Source organism: Wolbachia endosymbiont of Trichogramma kaykai (assembly GCF_045765165.1).
Lineage (GTDB): Bacteria > Pseudomonadota > Alphaproteobacteria > Rickettsiales > Anaplasmataceae > Wolbachia.
In genome coordinates this window covers 19,631-44,751 of sequence record NZ_JBJJXK010000004.1, presented here as the reverse complement: position 1 = coordinate 44,751, position 25,121 = coordinate 19,631, and the positions used below count along the sequence as shown (strand labels likewise).

General features: G+C 33.8%; 25 protein-coding genes, 4 tRNA genes and 3 pseudogenes. 18 read left to right on the top strand and 14 right to left on the bottom strand.

Features of this window, described 5'->3' with window-relative positions:
• Nucleotides 1-77 precede the first annotated feature (77 nt).
• Nucleotides 78-287 carry a hypothetical protein gene (locus wTKK_RS04265; RefSeq protein ID WP_407512314.1) on the top strand — a complete coding sequence of 70 codons (210 nt, stop codon included), beginning with the start codon at nucleotides 78-80 and terminating at the stop codon, nucleotides 285-287.
• A 10-nt stretch (nucleotides 288-297) separates the two neighbouring features.
• On the top strand, nucleotides 298-2,796 hold the full coding sequence (locus wTKK_RS04260; RefSeq protein ID WP_407512312.1) for an AsmA family protein: 2,499 nt from the start codon (nucleotides 298-300) through the stop codon (nucleotides 2,794-2,796).
• Nucleotides 2,797-2,865: 69 nt separating this feature from the next.
• Here the strand turns inward: wTKK_RS04260 and wTKK_RS04255 are convergent, their stop codons facing one another.
• Entirely contained in the window at nucleotides 2,866-3,156 is a 291-nt protein-coding gene (locus wTKK_RS04255; protein WP_407512310.1) for an ankyrin repeat domain-containing protein, read from the bottom strand.
• A 375-nt stretch (nucleotides 3,157-3,531) separates the two neighbouring features.
• On the opposite strand from wTKK_RS04255, the gene wTKK_RS04250 reads away from it, so the two are divergent.
• Nucleotides 3,532-3,672, top strand: a complete 141-nt coding sequence (locus tag wTKK_RS04250) for a hypothetical protein (RefSeq protein WP_407512309.1) — start codon at nucleotides 3,532-3,534, stop codon at nucleotides 3,670-3,672.
• On the opposite strand, the gene wTKK_RS04245 is transcribed toward wTKK_RS04250, so the two are convergent.
• Genes wTKK_RS04245 through wTKK_RS04230 form a run of 4 tightly spaced genes read right to left on the bottom strand, consistent with a single transcriptional unit; the run spans nucleotide 3,673 to nucleotide 4,807 of the window.
• Nucleotides 3,673-3,945, bottom strand: a complete 273-nt coding sequence (locus wTKK_RS04245) for a hypothetical protein (protein WP_407512307.1) — start codon at nucleotides 3,943-3,945, stop codon at nucleotides 3,673-3,675.
• A 37-nt stretch (nucleotides 3,946-3,982) separates the two neighbouring features.
• Nucleotides 3,983-4,426: a hypothetical protein gene (locus tag wTKK_RS04240; RefSeq protein ID WP_407512306.1), complete on the bottom strand. Its 444-nt coding sequence runs from the start codon at nucleotides 4,424-4,426 to the stop codon at nucleotides 3,983-3,985.
• On the bottom strand, nucleotides 4,427-4,570 hold the full coding sequence (locus tag wTKK_RS04235; protein WP_407512305.1) for a hypothetical protein: 144 nt from the start codon (nucleotides 4,568-4,570) through the stop codon (nucleotides 4,427-4,429).
• Between the two features lie 24 nt (nucleotides 4,571-4,594).
• Entirely contained in the window at nucleotides 4,595-4,807 is a 213-nt protein-coding gene (locus tag wTKK_RS04230; RefSeq protein WP_407512304.1) for a hypothetical protein, read from the bottom strand.
• A gap of 295 nt (nucleotides 4,808-5,102) precedes the next feature.
• Between wTKK_RS04230 and lipB the strand changes: the two genes are divergently transcribed.
• From lipB to wTKK_RS06275, 3 genes and pseudogenes are all read left to right on the top strand, one after another.
• Nucleotides 5,103-5,720, top strand: coding sequence for a lipoyl(octanoyl) transferase LipB (gene lipB, locus wTKK_RS04225; protein WP_407512303.1), 618 nt, complete (start codon nucleotides 5,103-5,105; stop codon nucleotides 5,718-5,720).
• Entirely contained in the window at nucleotides 5,720-6,688 is a 969-nt protein-coding gene (locus wTKK_RS04220) for an LD-carboxypeptidase (protein ID WP_407512302.1), read from the top strand. Before lipB ends, wTKK_RS04220 begins: the two co-directional genes overlap by 1 nt.
• A gap of 245 nt (nucleotides 6,689-6,933) precedes the next feature.
• A pseudogene (locus wTKK_RS06275) lies at nucleotides 6,934-7,881 on the top strand (IS5 family transposase).
• Between the two features lie 298 nt (nucleotides 7,882-8,179).
• Here the strand turns inward: wTKK_RS06275 and wTKK_RS04195 are convergent.
• A complete protein-coding gene (locus wTKK_RS04195) occupies nucleotides 8,180-8,752 on the bottom strand; it encodes an ankyrin repeat domain-containing protein (protein ID WP_407512298.1) in 573 nt (190 codons plus the stop codon).
• Nucleotides 8,753-9,229: 477 nt separating this feature from the next.
• Between wTKK_RS04195 and dnaE the strand changes: the two genes are divergently transcribed.
• The 6 genes from dnaE to wTKK_RS04165 all read left to right on the top strand — a co-directional run bounded on the left by dnaE (nucleotide 9,230) and on the right by wTKK_RS04165 (nucleotide 15,817).
• Nucleotides 9,230-12,559 (top strand): DNA polymerase III subunit alpha, encoded by a 3,330-nt coding sequence (gene dnaE, locus wTKK_RS04190; RefSeq protein ID WP_407512297.1) that lies wholly within the window; start codon nucleotides 9,230-9,232, stop codon nucleotides 12,557-12,559.
• A gap of 48 nt (nucleotides 12,560-12,607) precedes the next feature.
• Nucleotides 12,608-13,381 (top strand): 30S ribosomal protein S6, encoded by a 774-nt coding sequence (gene rpsF / locus wTKK_RS04185; protein WP_407512779.1) that lies wholly within the window; start codon nucleotides 12,608-12,610, stop codon nucleotides 13,379-13,381.
• Nucleotides 13,381-13,659: a 30S ribosomal protein S18 gene (gene rpsR, locus wTKK_RS04180; protein ID WP_407512295.1), complete on the top strand. Its 279-nt coding sequence runs from the start codon at nucleotides 13,381-13,383 to the stop codon at nucleotides 13,657-13,659. Before rpsF ends, rpsR begins: the two co-directional genes overlap by 1 nt.
• Before the next feature lie 3 nt (nucleotides 13,660-13,662).
• Nucleotides 13,663-14,217 (top strand): 50S ribosomal protein L9, encoded by a 555-nt coding sequence (gene rplI, locus wTKK_RS04175; RefSeq protein WP_407512294.1) that lies wholly within the window; start codon nucleotides 13,663-13,665, stop codon nucleotides 14,215-14,217.
• A 236-nt stretch (nucleotides 14,218-14,453) separates the two neighbouring features.
• Nucleotides 14,454-15,746, top strand: coding sequence for an adenylosuccinate lyase (purB, locus tag wTKK_RS04170; protein ID WP_407512293.1), 1,293 nt, complete (start codon nucleotides 14,454-14,456; stop codon nucleotides 15,744-15,746).
• Nucleotides 15,746-15,817, top strand: a tRNA-Met gene (locus wTKK_RS04165). Before purB ends, wTKK_RS04165 begins: the two co-directional genes overlap by 1 nt.
• Nucleotides 15,818-16,364: 547 nt before the next feature.
• Here the strand turns inward: wTKK_RS04165 and wTKK_RS04160 are convergent.
• Nucleotides 16,365-17,630, bottom strand: a complete 1,266-nt coding sequence (locus tag wTKK_RS04160; protein ID WP_407512292.1) for an iron-containing alcohol dehydrogenase — start codon at nucleotides 17,628-17,630, stop codon at nucleotides 16,365-16,367.
• Nucleotides 17,631-17,672: 42 nt separating this feature from the next.
• On the opposite strand from wTKK_RS04160, the gene dapE reads away from it, so the two are divergent.
• A complete protein-coding gene (gene dapE / locus wTKK_RS04155) occupies nucleotides 17,673-18,815 on the top strand; it encodes a succinyl-diaminopimelate desuccinylase (protein ID WP_407512291.1) in 1,143 nt (380 codons plus the stop codon).
• 492 nt (nucleotides 18,816-19,307) lie between these two features.
• Complete coding sequence (locus tag wTKK_RS04150) at nucleotides 19,308-19,475, top strand: hypothetical protein (RefSeq protein ID WP_407512290.1); 168 nt, start codon at nucleotides 19,308-19,310, stop codon at nucleotides 19,473-19,475.
• Between the two features lie 120 nt (nucleotides 19,476-19,595).
• On the opposite strand, the gene wTKK_RS04145 is transcribed toward wTKK_RS04150, so the two are convergent.
• From wTKK_RS04145 to cutA, 3 genes and pseudogenes are all read right to left on the bottom strand, one after another.
• Nucleotides 19,596-20,141 carry a hypothetical protein gene (locus tag wTKK_RS04145; RefSeq protein WP_407512776.1) on the bottom strand — a complete coding sequence of 182 codons (546 nt, stop codon included), beginning with the start codon at nucleotides 20,139-20,141 and terminating at the stop codon, nucleotides 19,596-19,598.
• A 21-nt stretch (nucleotides 20,142-20,162) separates the two neighbouring features.
• Nucleotides 20,163-20,234 (bottom strand) — tRNA-Gln (locus wTKK_RS04140).
• A pseudogene (cutA, locus tag wTKK_RS04135) lies at nucleotides 20,225-20,560 on the bottom strand (divalent-cation tolerance protein CutA). Before cutA ends, wTKK_RS04140 begins: the two are co-directional and overlap by 10 nt.
• 318 nt (nucleotides 20,561-20,878) lie before the next feature.
• On the opposite strand from cutA, the pseudogene wTKK_RS06270 reads away from it, so the two are divergent.
• Nucleotides 20,879-21,828 (top strand): annotated as a pseudogene (locus tag wTKK_RS06270) (IS5 family transposase).
• 352 nt (nucleotides 21,829-22,180) lie between these two features.
• Nucleotides 22,181-22,363: a hypothetical protein gene (locus wTKK_RS04115; RefSeq protein WP_407512289.1), complete on the top strand. Its 183-nt coding sequence runs from the start codon at nucleotides 22,181-22,183 to the stop codon at nucleotides 22,361-22,363.
• Between the two features lie 15 nt (nucleotides 22,364-22,378).
• Here the strand turns inward: wTKK_RS04115 and wTKK_RS04110 are convergent, their stop codons facing one another.
• From wTKK_RS04110 to wTKK_RS04095, 4 genes are all read right to left on the bottom strand, one after another.
• Nucleotides 22,379-22,624 (bottom strand): hypothetical protein, encoded by a 246-nt coding sequence (locus wTKK_RS04110; protein ID WP_407512287.1) that lies wholly within the window; start codon nucleotides 22,622-22,624, stop codon nucleotides 22,379-22,381.
• 572 nt (nucleotides 22,625-23,196) lie between these two features.
• Nucleotides 23,197-23,273 (bottom strand) — tRNA-Ile (locus wTKK_RS04105).
• A gap of 39 nt (nucleotides 23,274-23,312) precedes the next feature.
• On the bottom strand, nucleotides 23,313-23,639 hold the full coding sequence (trxA, locus tag wTKK_RS04100; RefSeq protein ID WP_407512285.1) for a thioredoxin: 327 nt from the start codon (nucleotides 23,637-23,639) through the stop codon (nucleotides 23,313-23,315).
• A gap of 79 nt (nucleotides 23,640-23,718) precedes the next feature.
• Nucleotides 23,719-24,339 (bottom strand): ribonuclease D, encoded by a 621-nt coding sequence (locus wTKK_RS04095; RefSeq protein ID WP_407512773.1) that lies wholly within the window; start codon nucleotides 24,337-24,339, stop codon nucleotides 23,719-23,721.
• 151 nt (nucleotides 24,340-24,490) lie between these two features.
• On the opposite strand from wTKK_RS04095, the gene wTKK_RS04090 reads away from it, so the two are divergent.
• Nucleotides 24,491-24,563 (top strand) — tRNA-Gly (locus wTKK_RS04090).
• A gap of 408 nt (nucleotides 24,564-24,971) precedes the next feature.
• On the top strand, nucleotides 24,972-25,118 hold the full coding sequence (locus wTKK_RS04085; RefSeq protein WP_407512282.1) for a hypothetical protein: 147 nt from the start codon (nucleotides 24,972-24,974) through the stop codon (nucleotides 25,116-25,118).
• Nucleotides 25,119-25,121 lie beyond the last annotated feature (3 nt).

The window sequence follows — 25,121 nt, the reverse complement described above, 5'->3', positions numbered from 1 at the left end:
AGTGTCAAGCACTGGGATTCAGAAATTTTATTAATTATATAATCTGGAAAACCTTATTTAAGTCACACTGGATCACAGTGTCACACACACAACTGTATGAGTGCTGTGGTTTGAGAGCAATTTCCACTGGGAACCCAGTGCTCATCAGACCAGCTTCTCATGTAAAAATGCTGTGTTTTAACATAAGAATAGCTACTTTTTTGCTAATTAACTTAATGTCTAATCAAATTTCCTGGATCCCAGTGCTTGACACTGGGATGACAAGAAGAGAAGGGATGCTGGAATGAGAGGTCTATTATGAAACTTTCTTTATACGCCATATTATCAATCTCGTTGCTATTAATTCTCATGCACGTTGCTGCAACTTTTAAGGATTGGAGTGGCTACGGAGAATATATCGTAAAAGAGTTGGAGAAGACGTATGATGCTAAAGTGCATGTTGGAGGAAAAATTGAAGTTTCGCTCATTACTCCAAAACTTACTATTCACGATGTATATGTACAATATAATAAAAACAAGGAACAAAAATTATCAGATTTAATTAGTGCAAAAAAAATTGAAATAAGGCCATCGCTATTATCGTTGTTTTCATTTTCATTGCAACCAAAGTCAATCTCATTTTTGGGCATGAAAAGCAACAAAGAAAATTTACTTAGTATTATAAATACGAAAGCCAATGATAATATAGTTGATATATTAATAAAGGACAGCCAAATAAGTTTTAACGCCGATACTATTAACATCAAGGAATTTGCTATAAAAAAAAATAAGAAGTTTTTTGGTGAAGTACAGGTTGGTGACAACAATTACGATTTTTCTGGAAAGGTTAATGTCACAAAAAATAATGTACACATTAGTGTTGATTCAAATTTTGCAAATTTGCTATTTGAAGGTAATAGAAATCAAGAAGAGCTCAAGGGCAATTTAGTATTGACGATTAATAATAATTCTGATTATATGAGCGACTTGGTAAAAATCATTAATCTTAGCTTCCTTTCTTATGTTATTCCCAGCGAAAATATTGAGATATCATCCAATATCAATCTCAATGAAAGCGAGTTTACGGCAACTGATTTAAAAATTGAGTCCAAAAGCATGCAAGGCACTGGTATAATACAAAATGATAGAAAAAGTGATCATACTAATATAAATATTAGTTTTAGTAAAGTCGACCTAAAAAACGGCTCACACAAAACAACAGATATGAAGGGTCTTTTAGAATCTTTTAGAGAGGTTGTACCAAAGAACCTGAGCTTGGATTTTAATATGGAAGCTTCAAGTATTCAATATCAAAACAGGATATTGGACAAATTTCATGCTACGCTAAAATTTGCTAATGGCGAAATAAACGTTGATACTCTTCTTCAATTTCCTGGAAGCAATAATATATCTCGCTTATCAGGAAGAGTTTCAAACAATGGCAACTTGTCTGAATTTAATGGTGATATATTGATAAAAGGTGAGTCGTTCATTTCACATATTTTACCTTCTATCAAGATGCAAGAAAGAGAGAAAAGTCAATTTACAGCAAGTTCTAAACTACACTTAGCACCTAGAATATTATCTCTTTCAGATATCAGATTGCTAAATAACAAAGAATCTTGGCAAGGATCAATTAAGGTAAATCACACAAAAAAACACAATATGATCGATAGCAAATTTAGCATACATAACATTAATATAGATAAATATGATTATTTATTATTCAGCAAAGTGCAGTGGCTGAAAAATCTTAAATATGATGTAAACATAAGAACTAGTGTTAAAGATTCTATATTCAATGGTACAAAAATTGAAGATTTGGATTTTTCATTAAAAATACAAGAGAACAAGCTATTTGCAGATAAAATAAAGTTATTCGGAGAAGATTTCGACATTACCGGTAGTGTAAAAATATTAGTGGATCAAAAATACACTAAGCCTTTATTAGACGTAAACCTTACAGGTAATAAATTTAATGGAAATATCTTTAAATTACCAAAACTATTAGAGGTAAAAAGAAACTCAAGAAATGAAATAAATCAAATTCAATGGTCAACAAAGCAGCTTAATTTTTTAGATGAGAAAGGAGATTTTGATGCAAACGTGCAAATCAAAACTACAGAATTTAAAATTGGGCAAAACGTCTTAAAAGATTTCAGCTTGGATACAGTGATAAGAAACAACACTATCACCATCAAACAGATAAGTTACATACTAGAACATGGACAAATGTTTTTTCAGGGTTATCTAAAAGCAGGCTCAATTCACACAAAATTTTCTATTGCAAATTTGGACACCAAGGAAGTTATAGGAGTTAATAACATAAATGGCAAGATAAGCTTAAGTGGTGAAATCAAAACTCAAGGAACAAGCTTTGATGATTGGGCTAGTAACTTATCAGGAAATGTAAACTTTCAAGCACAGAAAATAGAGTTTACAAATGTGGATTTTAATTCATTCATCACTAAGTTGTTAAGTAGTAAGAATAAACCTGAAATTTCCAAGCTTGCTTACGTTGATATATATAATGGCAGTACGCTTTTTGAAAATATTAATGGAAAAGTAAGTATTAACAGTGGTGTATGTTCAACTAGTTCACAGTTTAGTACTGATCAAGCATCAGGTTCTATCTCTTCTAATTTAATCTTATCTAATTTATCCTTAACTTCTATATTCAGACTCTTTTTCATACTACCAAATCATAATAGTCCTCTTTATATCGAGGCACACTTAGATGGCCCTATTTGGTGCCCTAAGATGAGTTTTGATGTAGACCAAATTTACAACACCTTAGTTAGCAAGAAAAATAGTTAACTCATTTAGATGTAGGATTTAAGGGACCATCTGTCTTTAAGTTAGACCTTAGTAAAAGATGTTCTACTCTCACCAAGGATAAAACTGATTGATTGTTTGTACCTTCTCAATGTTTGCGTCGCTGCAGCTTGTGCTTGGACTCTCTGTCTCTCCAAGAAATAAACGTGTTATCTTCCTATAGTCTTTGAGAAAAGATAAATGTAAAACAGTAACACAAGAATTACTTGATATATTAATATCTGCTCCTTTTTTAAGCAATAATTTCACTTGCTCTAAGCGATTTCTTTTAGCAGCGTAATGTAAAGGAGTTTCACCATTACGATCTGCTGCATTAATATTTGCTTTGCGTCTCGATGACAATTCTATATGAGGAAGAATAAATCAAGAATTACCTACTGAATTTTCTTGTTCTTGATACATAAAATACCTCTAGTGTTAGAAGAATGATGTCATCCCAGTGCTTGACACTGGGATCCAAGAATTTAATTGTAGATAGCCCACTTAACTGGTGAACATAGCTGTTTTATACCAGAACGAATACCTTTGACTAGATTGTATGAAAAGCTAGATCCCAGTGTCAGCTACTCGGATGATAAACATGGACTACTTCAACTACACCATCGTTAAAGAAACCAGAAAAGCTGTTATCAAAGCTGAAGCTCTCGTTGAAATCCCTCAACTTTTGGATCGTTAATTTTGCTATTGCAGCTACTCATTGCATAAACATTAAGACAAATGTTTGTCACTATTCCAACAAGCATACACATTCCTGTAATCATTGCAGCTACAGTAAAAGCTATGCCTAAGGTTCCACTTGTAAATATAGCTGCTATTAACGTTGGAACAAATAGACAGAATGAAGGTTTGATTACGTAACTATAAATCTTTTTTAATTCTATCGAAATTTTTCCATGGTCCAGCAAGATCTTTCAATGGACCAGTAAGATTTCTTGCCATTTTAACCTGGGTTTCTAAGTTTTGCTTAAAGTAATCACTAAAACTAGTATTTGGAGAATCGTTATCAAGAATTGAAAGAGAAAAAGAAAAACCTACCTTCTTCATCTTCTGGCCTTTTAATTCTCCTTTCATGTACTTAAAATTCCTAACATTTAATATGGATCCATCAATATACCCAAGGTTAAATTGCATGTTAGGATTCAATACATGATTTAAAGTGCTTGCCTTCCTATCTATTGATCGCTTTTCTAGATCTATTTTTATGCCATAGCTTCTCAATATGGTCAGAAAGGCACAAAAAGTTTTGTAAATAACTTTTGGTGCCACTAAAGATCAAATAAAATGATCTACCATGATCAATTTTTGCCCAGAGTTTTTCTTTTACTTTCTTACCCTTTGCATTTTCATACTCCTTTTCTATTACACCAAAATTTTCTGGGTTCACAATATCAGCTTCTCCAAGTAGTATTTGAGCAGCCAGTATTTTCTCAAAACCTTTTGCATCTTGGTGGTTTTTCCCTTTTTCTTTCAGATCCATTAATGTTGTAAATTTGTCCAAAAACTTTGACCTCAAATGAAGTTGCCCTTGATTTTTCTCTTGCTCAATGCGCTCTTTAAATTGACCATTACTATTAGCAAATCTTTCCCTTGGTAAATCGTTGTTTGTTACCAATTAAATCATTGGAGCTCTGTCATATAAAAACAGCTTATATAAATCACCAGCAACATATTCCCTGATAAAATCAGCAATATTAAGGTCATCATAACATATATCGCTTTCTACTTGCTGCCATAATAAATCAAGACTATTGTTCATCACAAAATTTGGCAAATAAGGATTTTACAATTTTGCAACTTTTCTTGATCCTTTGTAAAAAGATTCTTTGAATTGTGCTAACTTAGATTGTTCTTCCTCTTTTATAAGCATGTGATTTAGAACAGAATTGATCATGAAAGCTGCCTTATCACCTTCATTGTCGCTATACTCGTGCTCTATTTGAAACCCTGAACTGCATCCTACTTCTTTCTCTCCTGCTTTCTTGAACTCGCTCATAGGCTGGAGTGCTCTATCATGGAATGTTTTTCAAGAAGTTGAGTTTTTTGTTTAAACTCTGTACTTATATTTGGTATAATTACTCCCTAGCTAAAAATATAAATGTTAAATATTTATTAATGATGTTATCATATCTAGCAATATATGTCAAATTCTTCATCATTAGGCGATAGCTTCCCTTTTTTGTTACAAGGACTTATATAGCTTTATATGGAACGCTTTAAAAGCTCACTAACAACCTAAACTTGCTTAAAAAGCAAGTAGACATTATAAAACTAAATAAAAGAAGTTGAATATGACAGAATGGCTAATATCTAACCAACTTGTTGATTATAGCCGTTCTGTGAAATTCATGGAAGCAAAAATTCAACAAATTCACAATAATTTATCTGATGAGTTAGTATGGCTACTCCATCACCCTCCACTTTATACTGCAGGAATCGGTGCAACAGATGATGACATTATTGAAAAATTATTTCCTATATATAAAACAGGTAGGGGTGGTAAATATACATATCACGGACCAGGGCAGCGCATTATATATTTAATGCTAAATCTTAAAAAAAGAAACAAATGTGACATAAAACTATATATCAGAGACCTAAGTAATTGGATCATAAATGTTTTAAAACACTTTAATATATTTGGGGAATTTAAGGAAGATAGAATAGGCATTTGGGTGAACAACAACGGAGTAGAAGAAAAAATAGCAGCTTTTGGCATTCGCTTGAGAAAATGGATAACTTATCATGGCATAGCACTTAATGTCTCTCCAAACCTTTCCCACTATGAGGGTATTATTCCTTGTGGACTAAAAGATTACGGCGTTACATCAATGGAAAAACTAGGAGTAAAAGTTTCTCTTTGCGAATTAGATGATATATTAAAGCAAGAGTTTCATAAGATATTTTAATGTACTCCTTTATTCTTTATTTTCTATGCCTTTTACTCACTAATCCTGCACACACAATCAATCAAGTTGATATTATTGCTCCTTCTTCGAAAGGAAAAGAATCAGATCTGCCTACTATAAGAGAATACGTAAAAACTTTGGGTTTTAATTCCCATATTTCGGAGAAAATATACAGTAATGACAACCCATTTTATTCTAACTCTGATGAGTTTAGAGCGAATGATTTGGTTAATGCGCTCACTGATGATAGCAAAATAATTTGGTGTATCAGAGGAGGAGAAGGGGCTTCTCGGCTAATTACTTACCTAGAAAAGCTGCCCAATGATAAAAAAGAAAGAATTGCTCAAAACAAAAAAATTCTTATAGGCTATAGTGATATCACTGCTTTACATATTTATCTACAAGTTAAATATGATTGGCAAACTCTCCACGGCACCATGTTAGAAATGATAGTAAATAACTCCGTTGCTGAAAGTTCTGTTGAGAAATTGAAAGAGTTAATTCTTAAGCAATGCAACTCTATCAGATTTGACAACTTAAAGATGATAAATAATGGAGTTAGACTAGAAAATGGCAGACTAGAATCTAAAATCATCGGTGGTAATATGACTTTGGTTGAAAATAGCATAGGAACTGCTTGGCAAATAAACGCAAAAAACAAAATTCTATTTTTAGAAGATATAAGAGTTTATCCATATTCAATTGAACGCAGTTTAGATCACCTAAAACAAGCTCATATTTTTGATGGAGTAGATGCAGTAATATTCGGTGACTTTGTTAACTGTTATAATGATAATCTTGTCGAAATTGTAAAAGAAAGGTTTGCAAAAAGTGTCAACTTTCCAGTATTTACAATGAAAGGAGTAGGCCATGGACATATAAATGACCCTTTACCTTTCAACACTCACGCTACCATTAGCGTTCAAGACGAGAAGGAGTTTATGGATGTGCAACAGTTATACAAGTAGCTTTATCTAACACTCCTTTCATTCCAGCACCTTCGTTGTCATCCGACTAGCCTCTTTGGTGTCATTCCAGTGCTTGACACTGGAATCCAACTAAGTTGGTAAACACGAAAGCGCTTTTTTTTGACGGAATTGCACAAAAAAAAACCGGATGCCAGTGGGCTTTGTTGCATAGGTCAAATAAAAAGAACTGGCAGCTACTGACAAAATTCACTATAAGACAAGGATTTAACCTACTAAAGAAAAATATGCCACAAAAAATGAGAGTCAGTAACTGCCATGAATATAATAAATTTCTCCAAGAGAGGGGAAATATTTTTTATTACGTTAATGATGCCATAGAAAATTAGTACGAAAAAGGTCCAAAAATGGCTGGTGGCAACTATATTTATAGCGATAAGGTCGTGATTCTGGTTCACATAATAACTTATTTATTTAGAATAGGTCTGAGACAAACAGCGGGATTTATAGCAGGTTACCTTGAGCAAGTAAGGAAAAACTTGCAAGTTATTAGATATTCCCAGTCCTCAAGAAGGCTTGAAAAACTTAACATCAAAATTAGTGATCGAAGACATGATAAAAATAATACAGAAGATATTGAGATTGCCATAGATAGTACTGATCTACAATAATATTCCAGGTCATAGCAAGGCAAATGGTACAGATAGAAAGTATCGACGCTATGAGCAAACAAGAAAACTGCATGCAATGCTAAGATAGGTAGCAAAAAAGTTATAGCAGCAAAATACAGTGGCTGAGTTTATTCTGACCACTATGGAGCATGTGATCTTATTGCAAGGATTGATGTTAAATATAATATAAGCACACTATATGTAGACAGGGCATATAATCGAAAGAAGTTATACAAACTGTGCGATGAGCTTGACATAAAGAGAAGGATTCCTCCGCAAAATAATGCAATAGAGCATCCAAAGTTGGATTATATGGATGAGAGAAATTCTACAATCAAGCTCATAAAGTCATATGATGAAGATGGTATGAAGAGGTGGAAAAAAGAGATAAATTATGGGAAGAGATCTTATATAGAAAGTTTTTTCTCGCGACTGAAGCAAACATTTGGGTTTAGTTTTAGAAACAAATCTGAGGTTAATCGTGAGAGAGAACTGCTACTCAAGTGTTATTTGCTTAACAAATTTACTGATATAGGCATGGCTAAATTTGAGATAGCTTCATGAATTTATTCCACGTTACCTATTATCCGAAGAGTGATGCAACAAAGCCATCCCAGTGTCAGCTACTTGCATGACATCATCTTTTTTGTCAGATGCATATGAAATCAGTGCTTTCTTGTCATCCCAGTACTCCTTATTCTTGTCGTTCGAGTAACCCCTTCAGTGTCATCCCAGTGTCTAGGCACTGGGATCCAGAAAACTTCACTTTAAATGAGTGAACTAGATTGCCTTTATATAGATTCCAGTGTCAGCTACTTGCATGACATCTTCAACTCTGTACAGATGTGCGCAACGCGTTCCACTATGAAGAAATGCCAGTAACTCCCTGTTGTTCATTTGTTAAGTTGACAATTGGTTTTTCTGCTCCATCAACTTTAGTACTAGGCTTTAACAATTCATATGTACCACAACCAACTACCAGTGCTGCTACTGTAACTGCAACCACTGCTATAACTATAGGTATCAACTGAGCTGCAATTGTTCCAGTTGTAAAAAGTGCCACTGCTATAGCAGTGCCTAATAATACAGTTACTCCACCGGCAATCATTGATTTATTACATGCTTTCACAAAAGATCCTCCTCTTGCCTCTAACAGAGCTTTTACTACGTTTTGACTCTTAGCATAACCTTCAGAACACTTTTTAATATATTCGTTAGCACGATCCAACATAGTCTTTCCATATTCATCTATTGCGTTAACATTTGCTCCTGCTTGGATTAAAGCCTCTATTGTCTTTTCGTGACCATTACAAGCAGCGAAATGCAAAGGAGTCATATCATACCAACCTTTCTCATTAACATTTTCTCCTTTTTCTAGTAAAACCCCTACTACACTTTCGTCACGATTACAAGCAGCTAAATGTAAAGGAGTCATATCGCGTTAACCTTTCTCATGAACACGTGCTTCTTTTTCTAGTAAAATCTTTACTATATTTGCGTAACCATACTCAGCAGCTATCGCTAATAACATAAATTTCATCCATGAGGGGGAGAATTAAACACATAATTTACATCAGATTTATTTGCCTCCCACTCTTTATATAGACCTTGATCCTGTTCCTTTAGTTCTGTTTTTATTTTCTCAATTACATTATCTTTCTTATCGTTAATTGTTTCCAGTACTTTTCTCAGTGACTTATATTTTTTGTCATAGTTCTACCTTCAATATTAAATAGTATATTTAATTATTACATAATTATGATGAAAAGTCAACTCAAATAAGCTAATAACCGGGATTGTGAATAGTAAATTAGATTCAAATATCCTCTTTGTGTTATTTCAGTGTTAGACCTTTTCATATCCTTACAAGCAAATTAATGTTATCCTTTTATTGCTAATCTAAACTTTTTTTATGTTCATACACTTGCGTGTTCATAGCGTTTATTCTCTGCTTGAGAGTTCGGTTAAAATTGATGAGCTGATTGGTCTTTGTTTGCAGAACAAAATGCCGGCAGTTGCAGTTACTGACTCAGGTAACTTATTTGGCTCACTTGAATTTGCAGAATATGCAGCTAATAGGGGAATACAGCTAATAATAGGATGTAATATTATCGTTCGACACTTAGAACAAAATTTATCAATACTGCTACTTGCAAAAAATGAACAAGGGTACACTAATTTAGTCACTTTGGTGAGTGAGTCTTTTAAAAAGCGCAAAAATAGTAGCGATATTCCTTACGTTGATTTTGATGAGCTATTAAATTTAAGTTCAGGCATAATTGCCTTAACTGGTGGATATGACGGCATATTAGCTCAACTGTTATTGAAGCAAGATAAAGAAACGATAAAAAGACTGCTCTCAGCATTCGATGGTCATTTATATGTTGAATTGCAGCGTCATGGGCTGAATAAGGAGCTAGAGCTTGAAGAAGCTTTAATAGATTTTGCTTATCAGTTCAATATACCACTCATTGCAACTAATGATGTGTTTTTTTCAAATAGATCTGATTATGAAGCTTATGATATATTAACGTGCATATCGGAGGGCAGTTATGCCCTGGAGAATAACAGAAAGAAGTTAACTACCGAGCATTACTTCAAATCTGTGGAAGAAATGGAGGAACTGTTCAGCGACATTCCCGAAGCAATTTATAACACTTTAGTGATAGCTAAGCGGTGCTCTTACATGCCAAGAAGCAGGCAGCCTATCTTGCCTAAATTTCCTTGTCGAGAAAATAAAACTGAGAATGAAGAACTGAGGGAACAGGCAGTTTCAGGGTTGAAGCTGCGTATTGCAAATGAAACGGACATAGACCTTAAACAATACTACGATCGGCTGAATTATGAACTAAGCGTAATAACTTCGATGAACTACGCTGGCTACTTTTTGATAGTTTCTGATTTTATTCGTTGGAGCAAAGCAAATGGCATTCCAGTTGGACCGGGAAGAGGTTCTGGTGCTGGGTCGATTGTTGCTTGGAGCTTACAAATTACAGATCTTGATCCAATAAAATTTGGTCTGATCTTTGAAAGATTTTTAAATCCTGATCGTGTATCGATGCCTGACTTTGATATCGATTTCTGCCAAGAGAAAAGGGACCTGGTTATTGATTATGTTCAGAAAAAGTACGGTTATGTTGCTCAAATAATCACTTTTGGAAAATTGCAAGCAAGGGCAGTATTACGTGATGTTGGTAGAGTATTGCAAATGCCTTACTCTCAAGTGGATAAAATATCTAAAATGGTTCCATTTAATCCAGTAAATCCTGTAACTTTATCGCAAGCGATAGAGCTTGATCAAAACCTACAGAAAGAACGAGATAGTGATGAGGTAATTGCAAAGCTTCTTGATATATCACTAAAGCTCGAAGGAATATATCGTCACGTTTCAACTCATGCTGCTGGAATTGTAATATGCGATCAAAAATTAGAAAATTTTGTTCCCGTCTATTATGATCCAAATTCGGCTCTGCCAATCACTCAATACAGCATGAAATATGTAGAGAAAGCTGGGTTAATAAAATTTGATTTTCTTGGACTTGGTACGCTAACACTAATAGATCATGTATGTCGTTTAATTAATCGTGATGAAAAAAAATTTGATATTTCCTCGGTTTCTTTGATTGATCAAAGAACCTATGAAATGCTCTCAAGAGGTGATTCAATCGGAGTGTTTCAGCTTGAAAGTTCGGGAATGAGAGAAGCTTTAATCAAACTAAAGCCAGACTGCATTGAAGATATCATCGCTTTAATTTCTCTTTATCGCCCAGGGCCTATGGATAACATTCCAACTTATGTTGCAAGAAAGCATGGACTTGAAAAGCCAGATTACATTCATCCATTGCTTGAGGAGGTGTTAAAAGAAACATTCGGAGTAATAATCTACCAGGAACAGGTAATGGAAATAGCGCGTATTCTCTCTGGATATAGCTTAGCAGAGGCGGATTTACTCAGACGTGCCATGGGTAAGAAAATTAAGGAAGAGATGGATAAACAACGTGAACTTTTTGTTCAAGGAGCAACAAAAAACGGTGTTGATTACGACAGGGCAAGTTATATTTTTGATCTTGTTGCAAAATTTGCTGGTTATGGATTTAATAAATCCCACGCTGCAGCATATGCGATTATATCTTACCAAACAGCTTACCTTAAGGCTAACTACCCGCTAGAATTTTTTACGGCCTTGATGAATCTCAACATTGATGATAGAGACAAACTGAATTTGTTTTATCATGCTGCAAAATTCAGTGGAGTTGCTGTTCTTTCGCCTGATATCAGAAAATCTAAGGCTGAATTTTCAATAGAGGGTGAGCACATACGCTACGGAATTGCTGCTTTGCGTAATGTTGGTTTTGCTATAGCAGAAGGAATAGTAAATGCACGCTCAAGTTCTTATAAGGACATATGGGAATTCATTCAAAATTTGGGGCATATAATAAATAAAAGGGCATTAGAAAGTTTAATTAAATCTGGAACATTCGATAGTGTGCACAAAAATAGAAAGCAGTTATACGAGTCAATAGACACATTGATTTACTTTGCAAATAAAAATAGGCAGTCAAATCAAGCTGCTTTATTTGGTAATCTTGATGTTCTGAAGCCAAAACTTGAGAACGTGGAAGATTTTAATGAAGAGGAAAAATTAGAGCATGAGTTATTTTCATTGGGATTTTACTTAACTAATCATCCACTTGAAAAGTGGAGAACTCTCTTGAAAAAATTAAATATTGGGTTTATCGGAGAGAGTAAAACGATAAAAACTGCTGGTGTAATATTAAATGTGCGTATGAGAACCTCAGAACGTGGAAGATTTGTTATCCTAACACTTTCTGATCCCCACAATATTTCTGAAATAGCATTCTATAATAATGAAATAATAGAAGAAAAAAGGAATCTATTTTCACCTGGAGCATTTGTGATAATTGATCTTGAAATTTCAGAAAACACAACTAGACTATCAGGGAAGGACATATCTGAATTTACAGAAAAGGTTACTTCTCTAATGAAAGGATTAGTTTTAACTGCTGTATGTGAAGACTCGCAAAAAGTTGCTGAGGAGTTGAATGCAGTGTTGAAAAATGGAGGCAAAACCAAAATAATGCTAAAGTTTCTTCTCAAAAGACATAAAGTCAGCATCTTGTTGCCAGGTGCATATTCAATCACCCCCCAAGCTATTTATAAAATATCTCACTTAAGTTGGATTGAAGGCATAGAAATTAACACAAATAACTTGCTTATATAAAAAAGTTTTATATAATGAAGTGTTTAATTGATATTAAAGGAAGATATAGTGAATCTCTATGAATTTACTTTTATAGCACAACCGAACCTATTGCAGCAAGAAGTAGAAGAAATGGTCCAAGAATTGGCTACTTTGTTGAAAAACATTAAAGCAGATGTTATTTCTCAGGAGGTTAAAGGTCTCATAGAAAGAGAACATAGCACAGTTACAAAACAAGAGCTAGAGGCAAGTACTGAAAGCATTAAAAAAAGTCTGATTGTTTACTCTGATTTTTTGGAAACTCTGACAAAAATTTTATGGGTTGAATTGGAAGAAGATTTTTCAAATTTAAAAGAAATAAAGTCAAGAATCGATAAAGAATTGAAAAATGAACTAAGTGATACAGGAATAAAACAAAATTTTATGGACCTTTCAGGAGCTAACACTAAAAGTGCATTTATCTATAATGTAGTAAATGCTTTTAAGAAAAATATTTCACAACATCTAATAGATCCCCTTCAAGAGGTTTTAAAAAGTTTTAAAATAGTAGACTCAAATCAATTGAGTAAAACGCTGGAAGTGCTTTTGAAAAATATTGAGGCTTCAGGATTGATAAAATATGAATATTGGGGTCTACTAGATTTCGCATACCCAATAAATAAGATGAAAAGCGGTCATTACTGTATGATGTGTATAAGTTTTACTTCAAGCATTATGGATGAATTTGAGCGTAGAGTAAAACTCAATGAAAATATTATTCGCCACTTGTCTGTACGGGTTAATGAGTTTTTTAAAGGTGAATCTTACATGATGGATAAACAAATTGAGGAGAAAAGTGCATAATGACGAAAAGACTAAATAGTTTTAATAATTCTTACGTGTCTGTAAATAACAGAACCGGCTTTAGGCGTCCTAAGGTCTGTCCTCTTGCTGCATCTAAAGATGAGGACATAGACTATAAGAATATAGATTTATTGTCCAAATTCACCTCTGACTATGGTAGAATATTACCTAGAAGGTTAACAGGTGTATGCGCAAGAAAACAAAGAAAGTTGCGCTTAGCAATTATAAGAGCACGCTTTTTAGCTCTTGCTCCTTACTGTACTAAAAAAGTGAGGTAATTTATGTTAATAATTTTAAAGGAAAATATAACAACTTTAGGTAAGCTTGGTGAAGTTATCAAAGTTAAGCCAGGTTATGCACGTAATTTTCTTTTTCCACAAAAAAAGGCGATGAGAGCCACTAAGGAAAATTTAATAAAGTTAGAGAAACAGCGTTTATTATTGGAAGAAGAAAATACCAAAAAATTAAATGTAGCAAAAGTGCTTGCATCGTCACTGCATGATAAATTTATTGTATTAATAAAGCAAGCTTCAGAGGATAGAAAGATTTTTGGCTCTGTAACCACACGTGAAATTGCGAAGATTTTATTACAAGAAGGATATGATATAAGTCATCATAGTTTATCTCTTGGTGGAATAAGTATCAAAAATTTGGGCGAGTATCAAGTGAATATAGAGTTACATAGTAAAGTAATAGTGCCAATTACTATATACGTTGTCAGATCTGAGAAAGATGCACATGAATTAAGGCAAGCAAAGTTGCAAAATCAAAAATCTGAGCAACAAGGGGCAGGGCAAGATGCGAGTGAAGAAGCTACTGATGGTGATAATAGCTGATCAAAGATGATCCCTTGTTATAGTCTTAAAGAAATGTCTTCCATTACTAAGCTGGTATCATCCCACTGCTCCCCTCATGTCATTCCAGTGCGTGACACTGGGACCCAGTTTATTTCATCATGGACATTATTTTATGCTTCTAGAGTCGGTTGTCCATTGAATAATTTGCAAATACTTTTATATCTGGATTCCAGTGTCACGCACTGGAATGACACCATTATTGGAATAAATCAAAGATGATTCCCCGCTATAGCCGCAAAGAAATCTCTTCTATTTGGGAAGAAAAAAATAAGTTCAACATATGGCTCAAAATAGAAAAATTAGCATGTGAAGCTCAAGCAAAATTAAAAGTTATTCCAAATGATGTTGCTGAAAAGCTCTCTGGTGCTATTGAATTTGATATTGAGCGTATTAACGAAATTGAATCCATTGTAAAACATGATGTTGTAGCTTTTTTGACATATATTGCTGAAAAAGCGGGAGTTGATGTTCGTTATCTCCATTACGGAATGACAAGTTCTGATGTTTTAGATACATGCCTTGCAGTGCAGTTGAAAGAGTCATGTGATATTTTACTCAAGAATTTAAAAAATTTACTTGTAGTATTTAAAAAAAAAGCTGAGGACTATAAAGATATTGTTTGTGTTGGACGCAGTCATGGAATGCATGCAGAACCAATAGCTCTTGGACTAAAATTTGCTAGATTTTATGCTGAATTTAAACGTAATTATCAGAGATTAATTAGCGCACAAAAAGAGATCTCAATTTGTAAAATATCAGGTGCAGTAGGTAATTTTGCAAATATTAATCCATTTGTTGAAGAGTATGTAGCGAAAGAAATGGGACTCATAGCTGAAACCATATCGTCTCAAGTCATCCCTCGTGATAGACATGCCATGTTTTTTTCAATTTTGGGAGTAATTGCAAGCTCAATAGAAAATATTGCAATTGAGATTCGTCATTTGCAAAGAACTGAAGTCGGCGAAATCTCTGAATATTTTTCCACTGGGCAGAAGGGAAGTTCTGCTATGCCGCATAAGTGTAATCCTATTTTAAGTGAGAATTTGACTGGGATCTCACGCTTAGTACGCAGCTATGTTTTTCCTGCATTAGAAAATGTTGCATTATGGCACGAACGAGATATATCGCACTCCTCTGTAGAAAGGTGCATTGCCCCTGATGCTTGTATAACAATGGACTTTGCTTTAGTGCGATTAAAAGATTTGATAGATAAATTGGCGATCAATAAGGAAAACATTGAAAAGAACTTAAACTCTTCAAATGGTTTAATTTTCTCACAACGTGTACTGCTTGAGTTGGTAAGTAGTGGTTTAACTAGGGAAGAGGCATATAAAATTGTTCAGAATAATGCAATGAAAGTAAAGCAAGATAACAGTGATTTTCTGTTCGAATTGAAACAAGATAAATCCTTGCATGGAATTATTGACTCTGAAAAACTTGAGTCTTTGTTTGATTTGAAGTATTATATGAAACGTATAGATTACATATATAGCAAGGTTTTTAATTAGGCTGAGTAGCTCAGTGGTAGAGCAGGAGGATCATAATCTCTTGGTCGGGGGTTCAAGTCCCTCCTCAGCCACTCAAGCCATGGTTTGGCGATAGCAGCGCATTTAACAAAATAACGTGATTCATTGTCAATTAACTGAATTTTTTTAGTTGTTCATATAGTATATGGAATAATGTATGTGAAGTGATAAAGATACAACATTTGTTGTGTCTATTCAGGGGAATGGCTAATGGTATCCGTTCAAGAAAGTGGTAAGCTAGATGAGAAAAGACAACTAAATGAATTTCATCCGAATAGCTGACACTGGCATCTGTATAACGACAATCTAATGCACTCATTTAAAGTGAAGTTATTCTGGATCCCAGTGTCTAGGCACTGGGATGACAAGAAAAGAGTTGACTTGAATGACACCGCAGAGGAACTGGGACAGAGGCTACTTGAATAATATTTCACCATGTCATTCCAGCACTTGATGCTGGAATCCAGAAGTTTTTTGAGCACAAAAGTCATGCTAAGTTTTTGTTGTTAAGAAAGGCTGGATAGCTACTTGCATGACGCCATTTGTTACTGTGTTTTTGTCTATCTTATTTTGCTACCCTACTGAACGAATACACAAAATCTAACTTTTTTCTATACAACCAGCCAGGTCAAGAAAGGTGAATCTATCTCTTGTTGCAAATGTAAGATTGACTACCTTGCAGTATTGTTCTTTGTTCCAATTAAGATGCTCCGGTAAGTGCGGAATTGATAGATCTTCAAATACTTTCTGCAGGTGTTTTGCAGATAGTAAATTTTGCTTAATTAAACTAGAAATATTACTCCATTCTTTGCAAATAATCTCTTGAATTTTTTGCTGCATCATTTGCTTCTGCTTTAGAATTTTTATAAATTCGGTATTACCAAAGCACTGAGTTATATGTTTTACATCTAAAGTGATCGGTTTGGTAATCGGGTTTTGTATTGACAATATCTCCTCTTGCAAGTTAGCCATGGTAATCGTTGTCACAGCAATTTTTTCCCCATGTAACGAGGAAGAATAATCCTGTGTTACCATCTCAATTGCATGAGCTATCATATGTTCTCCTTGACTTGCAGAGTAACTGCCTTTTGACATCACCATTCCTAGTCCTGAAATCAATAAGGCTTCCATAAGTAATGGAACTACTCTTTTATCTTTTTTAGCAAGTGCCAAGTGTTCTCTGAGCAAAATTTCCTCCAGATTGCGAACAAGTTTAAAGGGGAGTTCATTATATTCTGTGCCAAGTAATAGATGAGATAATAGCCAATCGGCTTGTACTGTTGAACGGCAGATGAAATCTGCAAATCCACTTAATGTGAGGCGTGGTGGTGCGTTGGCAATTATATCGTTATCAATGTATATTGCCTTTGGAAGATGTGCTACGAACGATTTTTTATATCCATCAACTAATATTGAAGCGTTTGCAGAGCTATATCCATTCATGGAAGCAGCTGTTGGAAAGGATATGTAGTCTTTCCCTTCTAAATAGCTTGCGTACTTACAGATATCATTAACAGTGCCACTGCCAAATGCAACCATTAAGTCACTATCTTTTGCTTTATTTCTAACTAGGTTTACAGCTTGGAGAGAAGCAGCTCTGTTCAGTCTATTTGGTGTCATCCAAGTAGCGTGACACTGTGATCCATCATAGTCACGCGCTGGAATGACGGGTGTGGCTGGAATAATTAAATGAGAAACTTTATTAAGTATGTTTTTGTTTAAAAGTTTTGCTGTATTTTCATCTGCAATCAGAAAAATGTCATTTCCGTATTTTCTACATATTTCATAGATATTATCAGCAAGTACTTTTACTTCCCTAATAAGAACTTGTTCTGTGTGCTGTAATATTTGTCTTAAATATCGCATAGAATGTTTACAATACGGTAATGTTAGTATTTCAAGATTGATATGAAGATTGACCCTGTAGAACTAACTAAGAAATTAATTTCTTTTAGAAGTATAACACCAAAAGACGATGGTGCAATAGAGCATATAGCAGCCATTCTCAAGAAAAGTGGTTTTGAATGTGAGATTTTAGAGTTTGGTGATCAAGTTAAAAATCTTTATGCGAAATATATAAATGGATTACCAAACTTGTGTTTTGCTGGACATATTGATGTTGTACCACCAGGTGAGTTAAAAGATTGGATATCTGATCCATTTAAGCCAGAAGTTAGAGATGGAATGCTATATGGAAGAGGAGCAGCTGATATGAAAGGCGGAGTAGCTGCATTTATTGCTGCTATCGTAGATTCAGTTGCAGGTAAGTTTCGATTCAGCGGTTCAATCAGTGCATTGATTACCAGCGCTGAAGAAAGCATGGAAGAACATGGAACAAAGGCCGTTTTGAAATGGATAAAAAGCAAGCAAAAAAAGATAGATTTTTGTGTAGTTGGCGAACCAACTAGTAGTGAGAAATTGGGTGATACCATAAAAATAGGTAGAAGAGGTTCTGCAACATTTAAATTGATTTGCCATGGTAAACAAGGGCACGTTGCCTACCCAGATCTAGCAGATAATCCAATATATAAAATGGTATCGATACTAAGTAAGATAAAAGATACCACTTTTGATACTGGTAATAAATACTTTCAGCCTTCACATTGCGAAATTACTACTATCGACGTTGGAAATAATACTGATAATCTAATACCTAGTTCAATAGCAGCAGGTTTTAATGTTCGATATAACAATACACAAACACCAGACGTTTTATATAAGATGATTGATGCAATATGCACCAATGTGACTAACGATTATAAACTGTCTATGCAGAGCAGCAGAAACGTTTTTCTCTCTATTCCTGATAGAAATACTGATATTATGATTGATGCGATAAATAAAATTACCGGCATTGATGCTGTGCTGAGTACAAATGGTGGCACATCTGATGCTGCTTTTATTAAGGATATTTGTCCAGTAATTGAATTTGGTATGATCAACAAAACCGCACATCAGGTAAATGAATGCGTATCAATAGACGATATACATAAATTAACAGCTATATATAAGGAGTTTATAAAAAATTATTTTACCCCACTAATAAAATAGTAAACCAGATCAATGTAATTGGTAATACGCCTTATGGTCCATTATTAGCTTGAGGTGCAGTTGCATAGAGAAGAAAACTTACTAGACACATTTTACCAGCCCCTTGTTATAATATTAAGGGTACTTTTGACTCAAAACTTGTCTTTGATCTGTGTGAGCTCAATAACAAAAATTCAGTAGAAAGCTTATTGGCGAAAACTATCTGTTCAGCAGAGTGACAAAATAAGATAGACAAAAAGGGTATAAGAACAAATAGTGTCATGCAACACTGGCTTTTGTACACAAAACTTTGTAAAGCGCTTTTGTCAACCTTGATCCCAGCTCGGATAATAAGAGAAGAAGCACTGGTTTCACATAGACCTGAATAGACATAATTTCTTAAACATTTATAGCTCACATAAAACCCGGTCTGACTGTCATAAAGGCTACTCATTGCAGCAGACAACTTTCGCACTACTTCAAATTCTAACTTTCAACTTAAAGAGGTACATAATGTCAAATAACTTCAATTTCAAAGAATTTTTTCACCATCACGAAGCAAATAGCACTTTAGATGATATACAAAGGTACTGCATACTGTGGCAATCAGTCATATCACAGGCAATGATTGATGCAGCAAGTAACTGTAAGAAAAACAGAAAGCTTGGTAGAGAAACGTAAAGCAATTTCCTGGCCATCAGACTCCAGTCAAGATTTTGTTGAAACATATATACTGGCTGATTGCGATCCGTTATACGTAAAAAATAAAATACAGCCAATTCTAAAAAAGATAAAGCCCTTTTAATGAGGTTTACCCCTCTCACCAAGAAAAATATCATTTAATCTTTTTTCTATAGCTTCATCTATATCTTGGATTAATAGCTGCTTTATCATATTCACTTTCCGTTCTGCCTCTTGAAGATCATTGTTACCGTAACTGTTCTTATTACTATAACCATAACTACTGCCATTTGGTTTATTACTCATTTTTCTTCTTGTGCTAAGTATCTTAACTATCTTCTCCTTGAAAAAAGACTTCCAGCCTGTGCCAGAAAATAATTTGTAGAGAAAATGCGGAGTAAGAAACGCTACTAATATTCTAATAGAAACTCCATAACCCAAATCATCTCTATTTTCATAATACCATTTTAAATATTGATATAAATGGTAAAATGCATTTTTGAAAGAGCTAAATTCTACAGCATACAAAAAGCCACTGGTGAGAAACATGAGCATAATGCTCGATGTATAAAGATACAAAGTGAGGAGAAATAGCTTGACAACTATACCTTTCAAACTGCCCAGTATGTAATTAAATAACCTTAATTTATAAAAAAGTGATATCATTTCGCGCACACTTCAATAAAGCTGGGGTGGAAGGATTCGAACCTTCGCGTGGCGGTATCAAAAACCGCTGCCTTACCACTTGGCTACACCCCAATATTGTTTATATCAATAACATTATTAACCCAATTAGTAAAAGATTTATTCGCTTTTCCTATGGGTATTATCACAACGGCTTGTTGATAATAAGAACACATTGCCTCGATTTTTTCTACAATCTTATCAGCCTAATCATTCCTACTTTTCATAATTTCCGCTACTTCACAATTACTATTAATTTTACCTTCCCATAAATACAGAGAATTTACTTCAGGAAATATATTTACACACACAATTAACTTCTCGTTTAACAATTCTTCAGAAATAGCCCGAGCCTCTTTCAAGTTTGAAAAAGTTATATAGACTAAAACTAAATTGCTCATTAATCGCTACATAAATGCATTTTTACTATACTCTACTTAGATTTATTCATCAAGAGAAAATAGGAGAGACCTCTTCAGTACTTGAAACACAGAAATTGGAGATGTAGTTTAGTAGTTCTCCTCCTTTCATCCCAGTGCGTGACACTGGAATCCAGCCTTTTTTTACCAATAAAAACTTAGCATAAACTTTCGTGCTCAAAAAATTTCTGGATTCCAGTTGGCTTTGTTTCATAGGTCAAATAAAAAGAACTGGCAGTTACTGACAAAATTCACTATAAGACAAGCATTTAACCTACTAAAGAAAATATGCTGTAAAAAGTGAGAGTAAGCAACCAAAGAGAATATAACGAATTTCTCAAAAAAAAGAGGAAATATTTTTCATTTTGTTAATCAAGCTATAGAAAATTGGTATGAAAATAGTCCAAAAGTTGCAGGTGGCAATACTACTTATAGTGATAAGGTTGTGATTTTAATACACATAATAGTTCATCTTTTTAGAATTGGCTTGAGGCAAGCTGTAGGTTTTGTAAAAGGTTATATGGTACAAATAGGCAAAAAAACTTAAGATTATCAGCTATACACAAGCTTCCAGAAGATTTAAAAAGCTTAATTTGAAGATTGATGACAATAGAGCCAATAAAGATGATTTTGAAAATATTGAAATTGCCGTAGATAGCACTAGAGTTAGTATCTACAATAATAACGGTGGGCACAGTAAGCTTAATACTCGAAAAAGAAAATACAGTGGTTATGGTCAAGTAAGAAAACTACATGTTGTTTTAAACGTGAATGATAAGAAAGCAATAAGCATGAACTACACTAGTAGTGTTGCTGTAGACTATTTGCCGGTCTGTGATATGTGAGAAGAAGTCAGTGATAAGTATAATATTTGTTCTATTCGAGCAGATGCGGCTTATGATATAAAAAGTGTGTATAAAGAATGCAGAAAATACAATATTGTGCCTATTATTCGCCCTAGAAAGGATACTAAAATTTGTTTAGCTGATTACTTATCAGAAGGAAACGAGTATATTAGTAGAATTAGGTCATATGAGAATTATGAAGATGGTATTAATGAATGGAAGAAAAAAATTAAGTATGGAGCACGGTCTTATATTGAAGTCTTTTTCTATAGGTTGAAGCAAATATTTGTGTTTAGCTTGAAAAATAAATCAGAGGTAAATCATGAAAAAGAGCTGTTAATTAAGTGCTACTTATTGAACATATTTACTGATATAGGTATGGCTAAATTTAAATTATCTGCGTAAATTTACTTTGATTTACATGCCTATCAGTCCTATGCAATAAAGCCTAACGGGCTGTGCAAAATAATATGTCTGTTTTGTTAAATAAATTTCTCATTATGTTTTCTCCTAATAATTAAAGTTAGTGATCAATATATTAATAATAGCATAAAATATTAAAGATTTCAACTAATTTATTAAAACAAGTAAATAAAGAGATTAAGAGTGGTGCCTAAAACAGATTTTCTATGAGAAAATTTGTATTTGTTAAGATATACGTTAGAGGGAAAACGTAATCAGCTATAGCTAATCAAGGAAAGGTTCCTCAAAGAGGACATAGATGTTTAATCATATTATTAAGAAATAGAAGTTGGCTATGTTTCACAGATCGAAAAGAAGGGCTCAAGAGAAACAACCAGAGATAAAAACAGAAGCGATATGTGGAAAGAATAGTGAAAAAGAAATAGAGGAAAAGAAACAGTATTTTACCAATTTAAACAATTATTCAATAAGTCAGAGTATATCTAAAAAGCTAACATCTCTGCAAATATTGAAATAAGTGTTTCTTTTGTGATTAAAAAAACATTGCATCTAGAGTATCTGCCATAAGTGATAATTTTGTGCTTTCATCATAGAGATTGTTTTCACTAGCTAATAATTTCTCACTAATTTGTGGATAAAGTTTAGAAACGTACTTCTCATAGCATTTATCTAGGCATTCTTGGTCTGTCTGTTTTGTTTTGTAGGAATGGCATTTCTGCTTACATTGATTATATCTAAATTCAATCCCTTTCTCTTTGTTTGATGCTTGTTGTTCCATAATATTCTTCAATTTAAATAATGTTAATATTAGTATATAAATATGAACATTATGCTAATATCATTACTTTTTAGGTATAGATGGCAAATTTATGCCTGGAAACAGTTTTTGGTTATTTCCTAGATTTTCTTTATAAAAACCAAAGGCGCCAGTTGGTTTTTATTAGCTAAGGTAAAGGTCAAATACCTGGAATTCTTAACATAAAATCCTCCTGTATAAATTAGAAAAAATGCAGCGCACACACGACAGATATAAGCTGAAGAGTACGCTTTTTATTGAAAGATTAGTTGAAAGTCTGCAGACAAAGATAAATTTTAAGCTCTTAAAATATCTCTAACTTTAATTATAATTAGATTGAAAATACGCGGAAGTAATTTTTTTTTTGACAATAGATTTCTTTCATAACCAGGCGTCATCCCAGCTGAGATCCAACAAGAAAACCGTGCTGGAACTTTTGAATTCCAGTTATGCAAGGAATCTAATATCATGGAGTTTTCAAACACTAACAACCAAGTACTTTAATAAGGAAAAAAGGTTATCTAAGAGAGTAGGCCTTGCAATTGTATCAATAGTGGTGGGATTGGTAGGACTCGAACCTACGACCAATTCGTTATGAGCGAACTGCTCTAACCGACTGAGCTACAATCCCTTTTATTAACACTTATAATACACGCAAAAGGAAATTTGTCTACTCTCTTATTTCACTATCAACCCAACTGTGTAAATCATTTATTGCGCCAATTTTGCGTGCAATTTCCTTACCATCTTGAAATATGATTAAAGTAGGTATAGATTGAACTCCATACTTACTTGGCACTTCAGTTTCTCCATCTATGTCAAACTTACAGATTTTAATCTTGTCTTTTCTATCCTTGGCTAACTGCTCGATACGTGGCATCAGACTTTTGCATGGTCCACACCATTCTGCCCAAAAATCTACCAGCACAAATCCTTTGTGGTTAGCAACTTCAGATTCGAAATTTTTATCATTTACCGCTTTAATAGCATCACTCATAAAATACCTAAATTTTTATAAATATAGCGTATCAATTAACAGCTGATCAACTAAATTTTTCTAGATTCAAGTGAAGTGATTACATCTGATGATTAAAGATATCTACACTACCCCAACCCATTGAATCTAGCTCAATGCGAGTAGGAAGAAATGCAAAGCACTTTTCGGCTAATTCTTTTCTATTTTCACGTTCTAGCATTAAATCTAGCTTTTCCTTTATTCTATGAAGATATAAAACATCAGATGCAGCATAACTTTTTTGCTTGTCTGTTAAATTTTCATTTCCCCAATCAGAAGATTGTTGTTGCTTATTTAATTTTATATCAAGTAGTTCTAAGCACAACTCTTTTAAGCTATGACTATCTGTATAAGTGCGAACTAAACGTGAGGCTATTTTCGTACAATAGCAAGGCAGTGCCCAGGTTTTTAAATAATAATGTATTATGCTTACATCAAATCGCGCAAAGTGAAATATTTTGGTTATATTTTTATCCTCTAATATTTTTCTCAAATTTAGAGCTGTATAATCGTTTTTGAATTGAATCAAATGAGCGTTGCCATCACCAAAAGAAAGCTGCACGAGGCATAATCTATCTCTGCTATGCAGTAGCCCCATTGCCTCTGTATCAACAGCTATAGATTTTATATCATTCGGTATTGCACTGGCTGGCAGGTCGTCTTTATATATAAAGATTCTCATAAATTTAATATGTTTTATGATACATACAATAATCAAAAATGAGTTTTAAGTATACGAAAAGATCATAGAAAATTGGCTCTCATGATTTTCATGTATGTAGGGTTTACAAATTATGATATGCACCTATAATAAGAATAGGTAAATTTTCATTGCGGGAGTGGCTCAGTTGGTAGAGCGCAACCTTGCCAAGGTTGAGGTCGAGGGTTCGAACCCCTTCTCCCGCTCTTCTCTTAACATAAAAAAAATTGCTTCACTTATTCAACTAGTTCAGCTACGCTTAAAGTAGATGAAAGCTTTTTAGAAAATTATTATTTGGGAAGGTTATATAGACAACGATACTAAAAGTGTTATTTGCCTTAGGTATAGCTGCATCAATAGGAGCACTTACAGGCTTAGCGCTCAGTTTTACGACTCTATCACCATTGGTAATAAGTGGAATTGTTGCTTATGTTCTAGCAGCCTTATTTACACGCATAATGATTTATAATAAAAATTTTTCCAAAAAAAGTTTTTATTTTTGCTTGTTCATGTGCTGCAAGCTTTGCAACTGGAGTTGGTCTTGCTGCAGCTGCAACTGCTGTTTTCCCTGGTGCAATACTTGGAATGGGATCGCAGCTTTAGCAGGTGCGTTAATGGCACCCATATCAGTGATCGCAGGGTTAATTGCAACAGCTTGTGTTATTGAACCAATAGCTCAGAAAGTGAACGAGTATATTATATCACCTATAGTTGAAAAATGTTTTTCTTTAAAAGAGGAAGAGAAAGAGCAAGCTATATAATAA

Bases quoted from the DNA above. Each gene is read 5' to 3' on its own strand.
- wTKK_RS04145 (WP_407512776.1), bottom strand. From the start codon at position 20,141: ATGATATCACTTTTTTATAAATTAAGGTTATTTAATTACATACTGGGC.
- wTKK_RS04115 (WP_407512289.1), top strand. From the start codon at position 22,181: ATGTTTCACAGATCGAAAAGAAGGGCTCAAGAGAAACAACCAGAGATA.
- wTKK_RS04110 (WP_407512287.1), bottom strand. From the start codon at position 22,624: ATGGAACAACAAGCATCAAACAAAGAGAAAGGGATTGAATTTAGATAT.
- wTKK_RS04230 (WP_407512304.1), bottom strand. From the start codon at position 4,807: ATGAGCGAGTTCAAGAAAGCAGGAGAGAAAGAAGTAGGATGCAGTTCA.
- wTKK_RS04085 (WP_407512282.1), top strand. From the start codon at position 24,972: ATGGCACCCATATCAGTGATCGCAGGGTTAATTGCAACAGCTTGTGTT.
- wTKK_RS04260 (WP_407512312.1), top strand. From the start codon at position 298: ATGAAACTTTCTTTATACGCCATATTATCAATCTCGTTGCTATTAATT.
- wTKK_RS04160 (WP_407512292.1), bottom strand. From the start codon at position 17,630: ATGCGATATTTAAGACAAATATTACAGCACACAGAACAAGTTCTTATT.
- wTKK_RS04150 (WP_407512290.1), top strand. From the start codon at position 19,308: ATGTCAAATAACTTCAATTTCAAAGAATTTTTTCACCATCACGAAGCA.
- wTKK_RS04250 (WP_407512309.1), top strand. From the start codon at position 3,532: ATGTTTGTCACTATTCCAACAAGCATACACATTCCTGTAATCATTGCA.
- purB (WP_407512293.1), top strand. From the start codon at position 14,454: ATGATTCCCCGCTATAGCCGCAAAGAAATCTCTTCTATTTGGGAAGAA.
- wTKK_RS04095 (WP_407512773.1), bottom strand. From the start codon at position 24,339: ATGAGAATCTTTATATATAAAGACGACCTGCCAGCCAGTGCAATACCG.
- rplI (WP_407512294.1), top strand. From the start codon at position 13,663: ATGTTAATAATTTTAAAGGAAAATATAACAACTTTAGGTAAGCTTGGT.
- rpsR (WP_407512295.1), top strand. From the start codon at position 13,381: ATGACGAAAAGACTAAATAGTTTTAATAATTCTTACGTGTCTGTAAAT.
- dnaE (WP_407512297.1), top strand. From the start codon at position 9,230: ATGTTCATACACTTGCGTGTTCATAGCGTTTATTCTCTGCTTGAGAGT.
- wTKK_RS04195 (WP_407512298.1), bottom strand. From the start codon at position 8,752: ATGACTCCTTTACATTTAGCTGCTTGTAATCGTGACGAAAGTGTAGTA.
- trxA (WP_407512285.1), bottom strand. From the start codon at position 23,639: ATGAGTGATGCTATTAAAGCGGTAAATGATAAAAATTTCGAATCTGAA.
- wTKK_RS04235 (WP_407512305.1), bottom strand. From the start codon at position 4,570: ATGAACAATAGTCTTGATTTATTATGGCAGCAAGTAGAAAGCGATATA.
- wTKK_RS04220 (WP_407512302.1), top strand. From the start codon at position 5,720: ATGTACTCCTTTATTCTTTATTTTCTATGCCTTTTACTCACTAATCCT.
- dapE (WP_407512291.1), top strand. From the start codon at position 17,673: ATGAAGATTGACCCTGTAGAACTAACTAAGAAATTAATTTCTTTTAGA.
- wTKK_RS04245 (WP_407512307.1), bottom strand. From the start codon at position 3,945: ATGCAATTTAACCTTGGGTATATTGATGGATCCATATTAAATGTTAGG.
- lipB (WP_407512303.1), top strand. From the start codon at position 5,103: ATGACAGAATGGCTAATATCTAACCAACTTGTTGATTATAGCCGTTCT.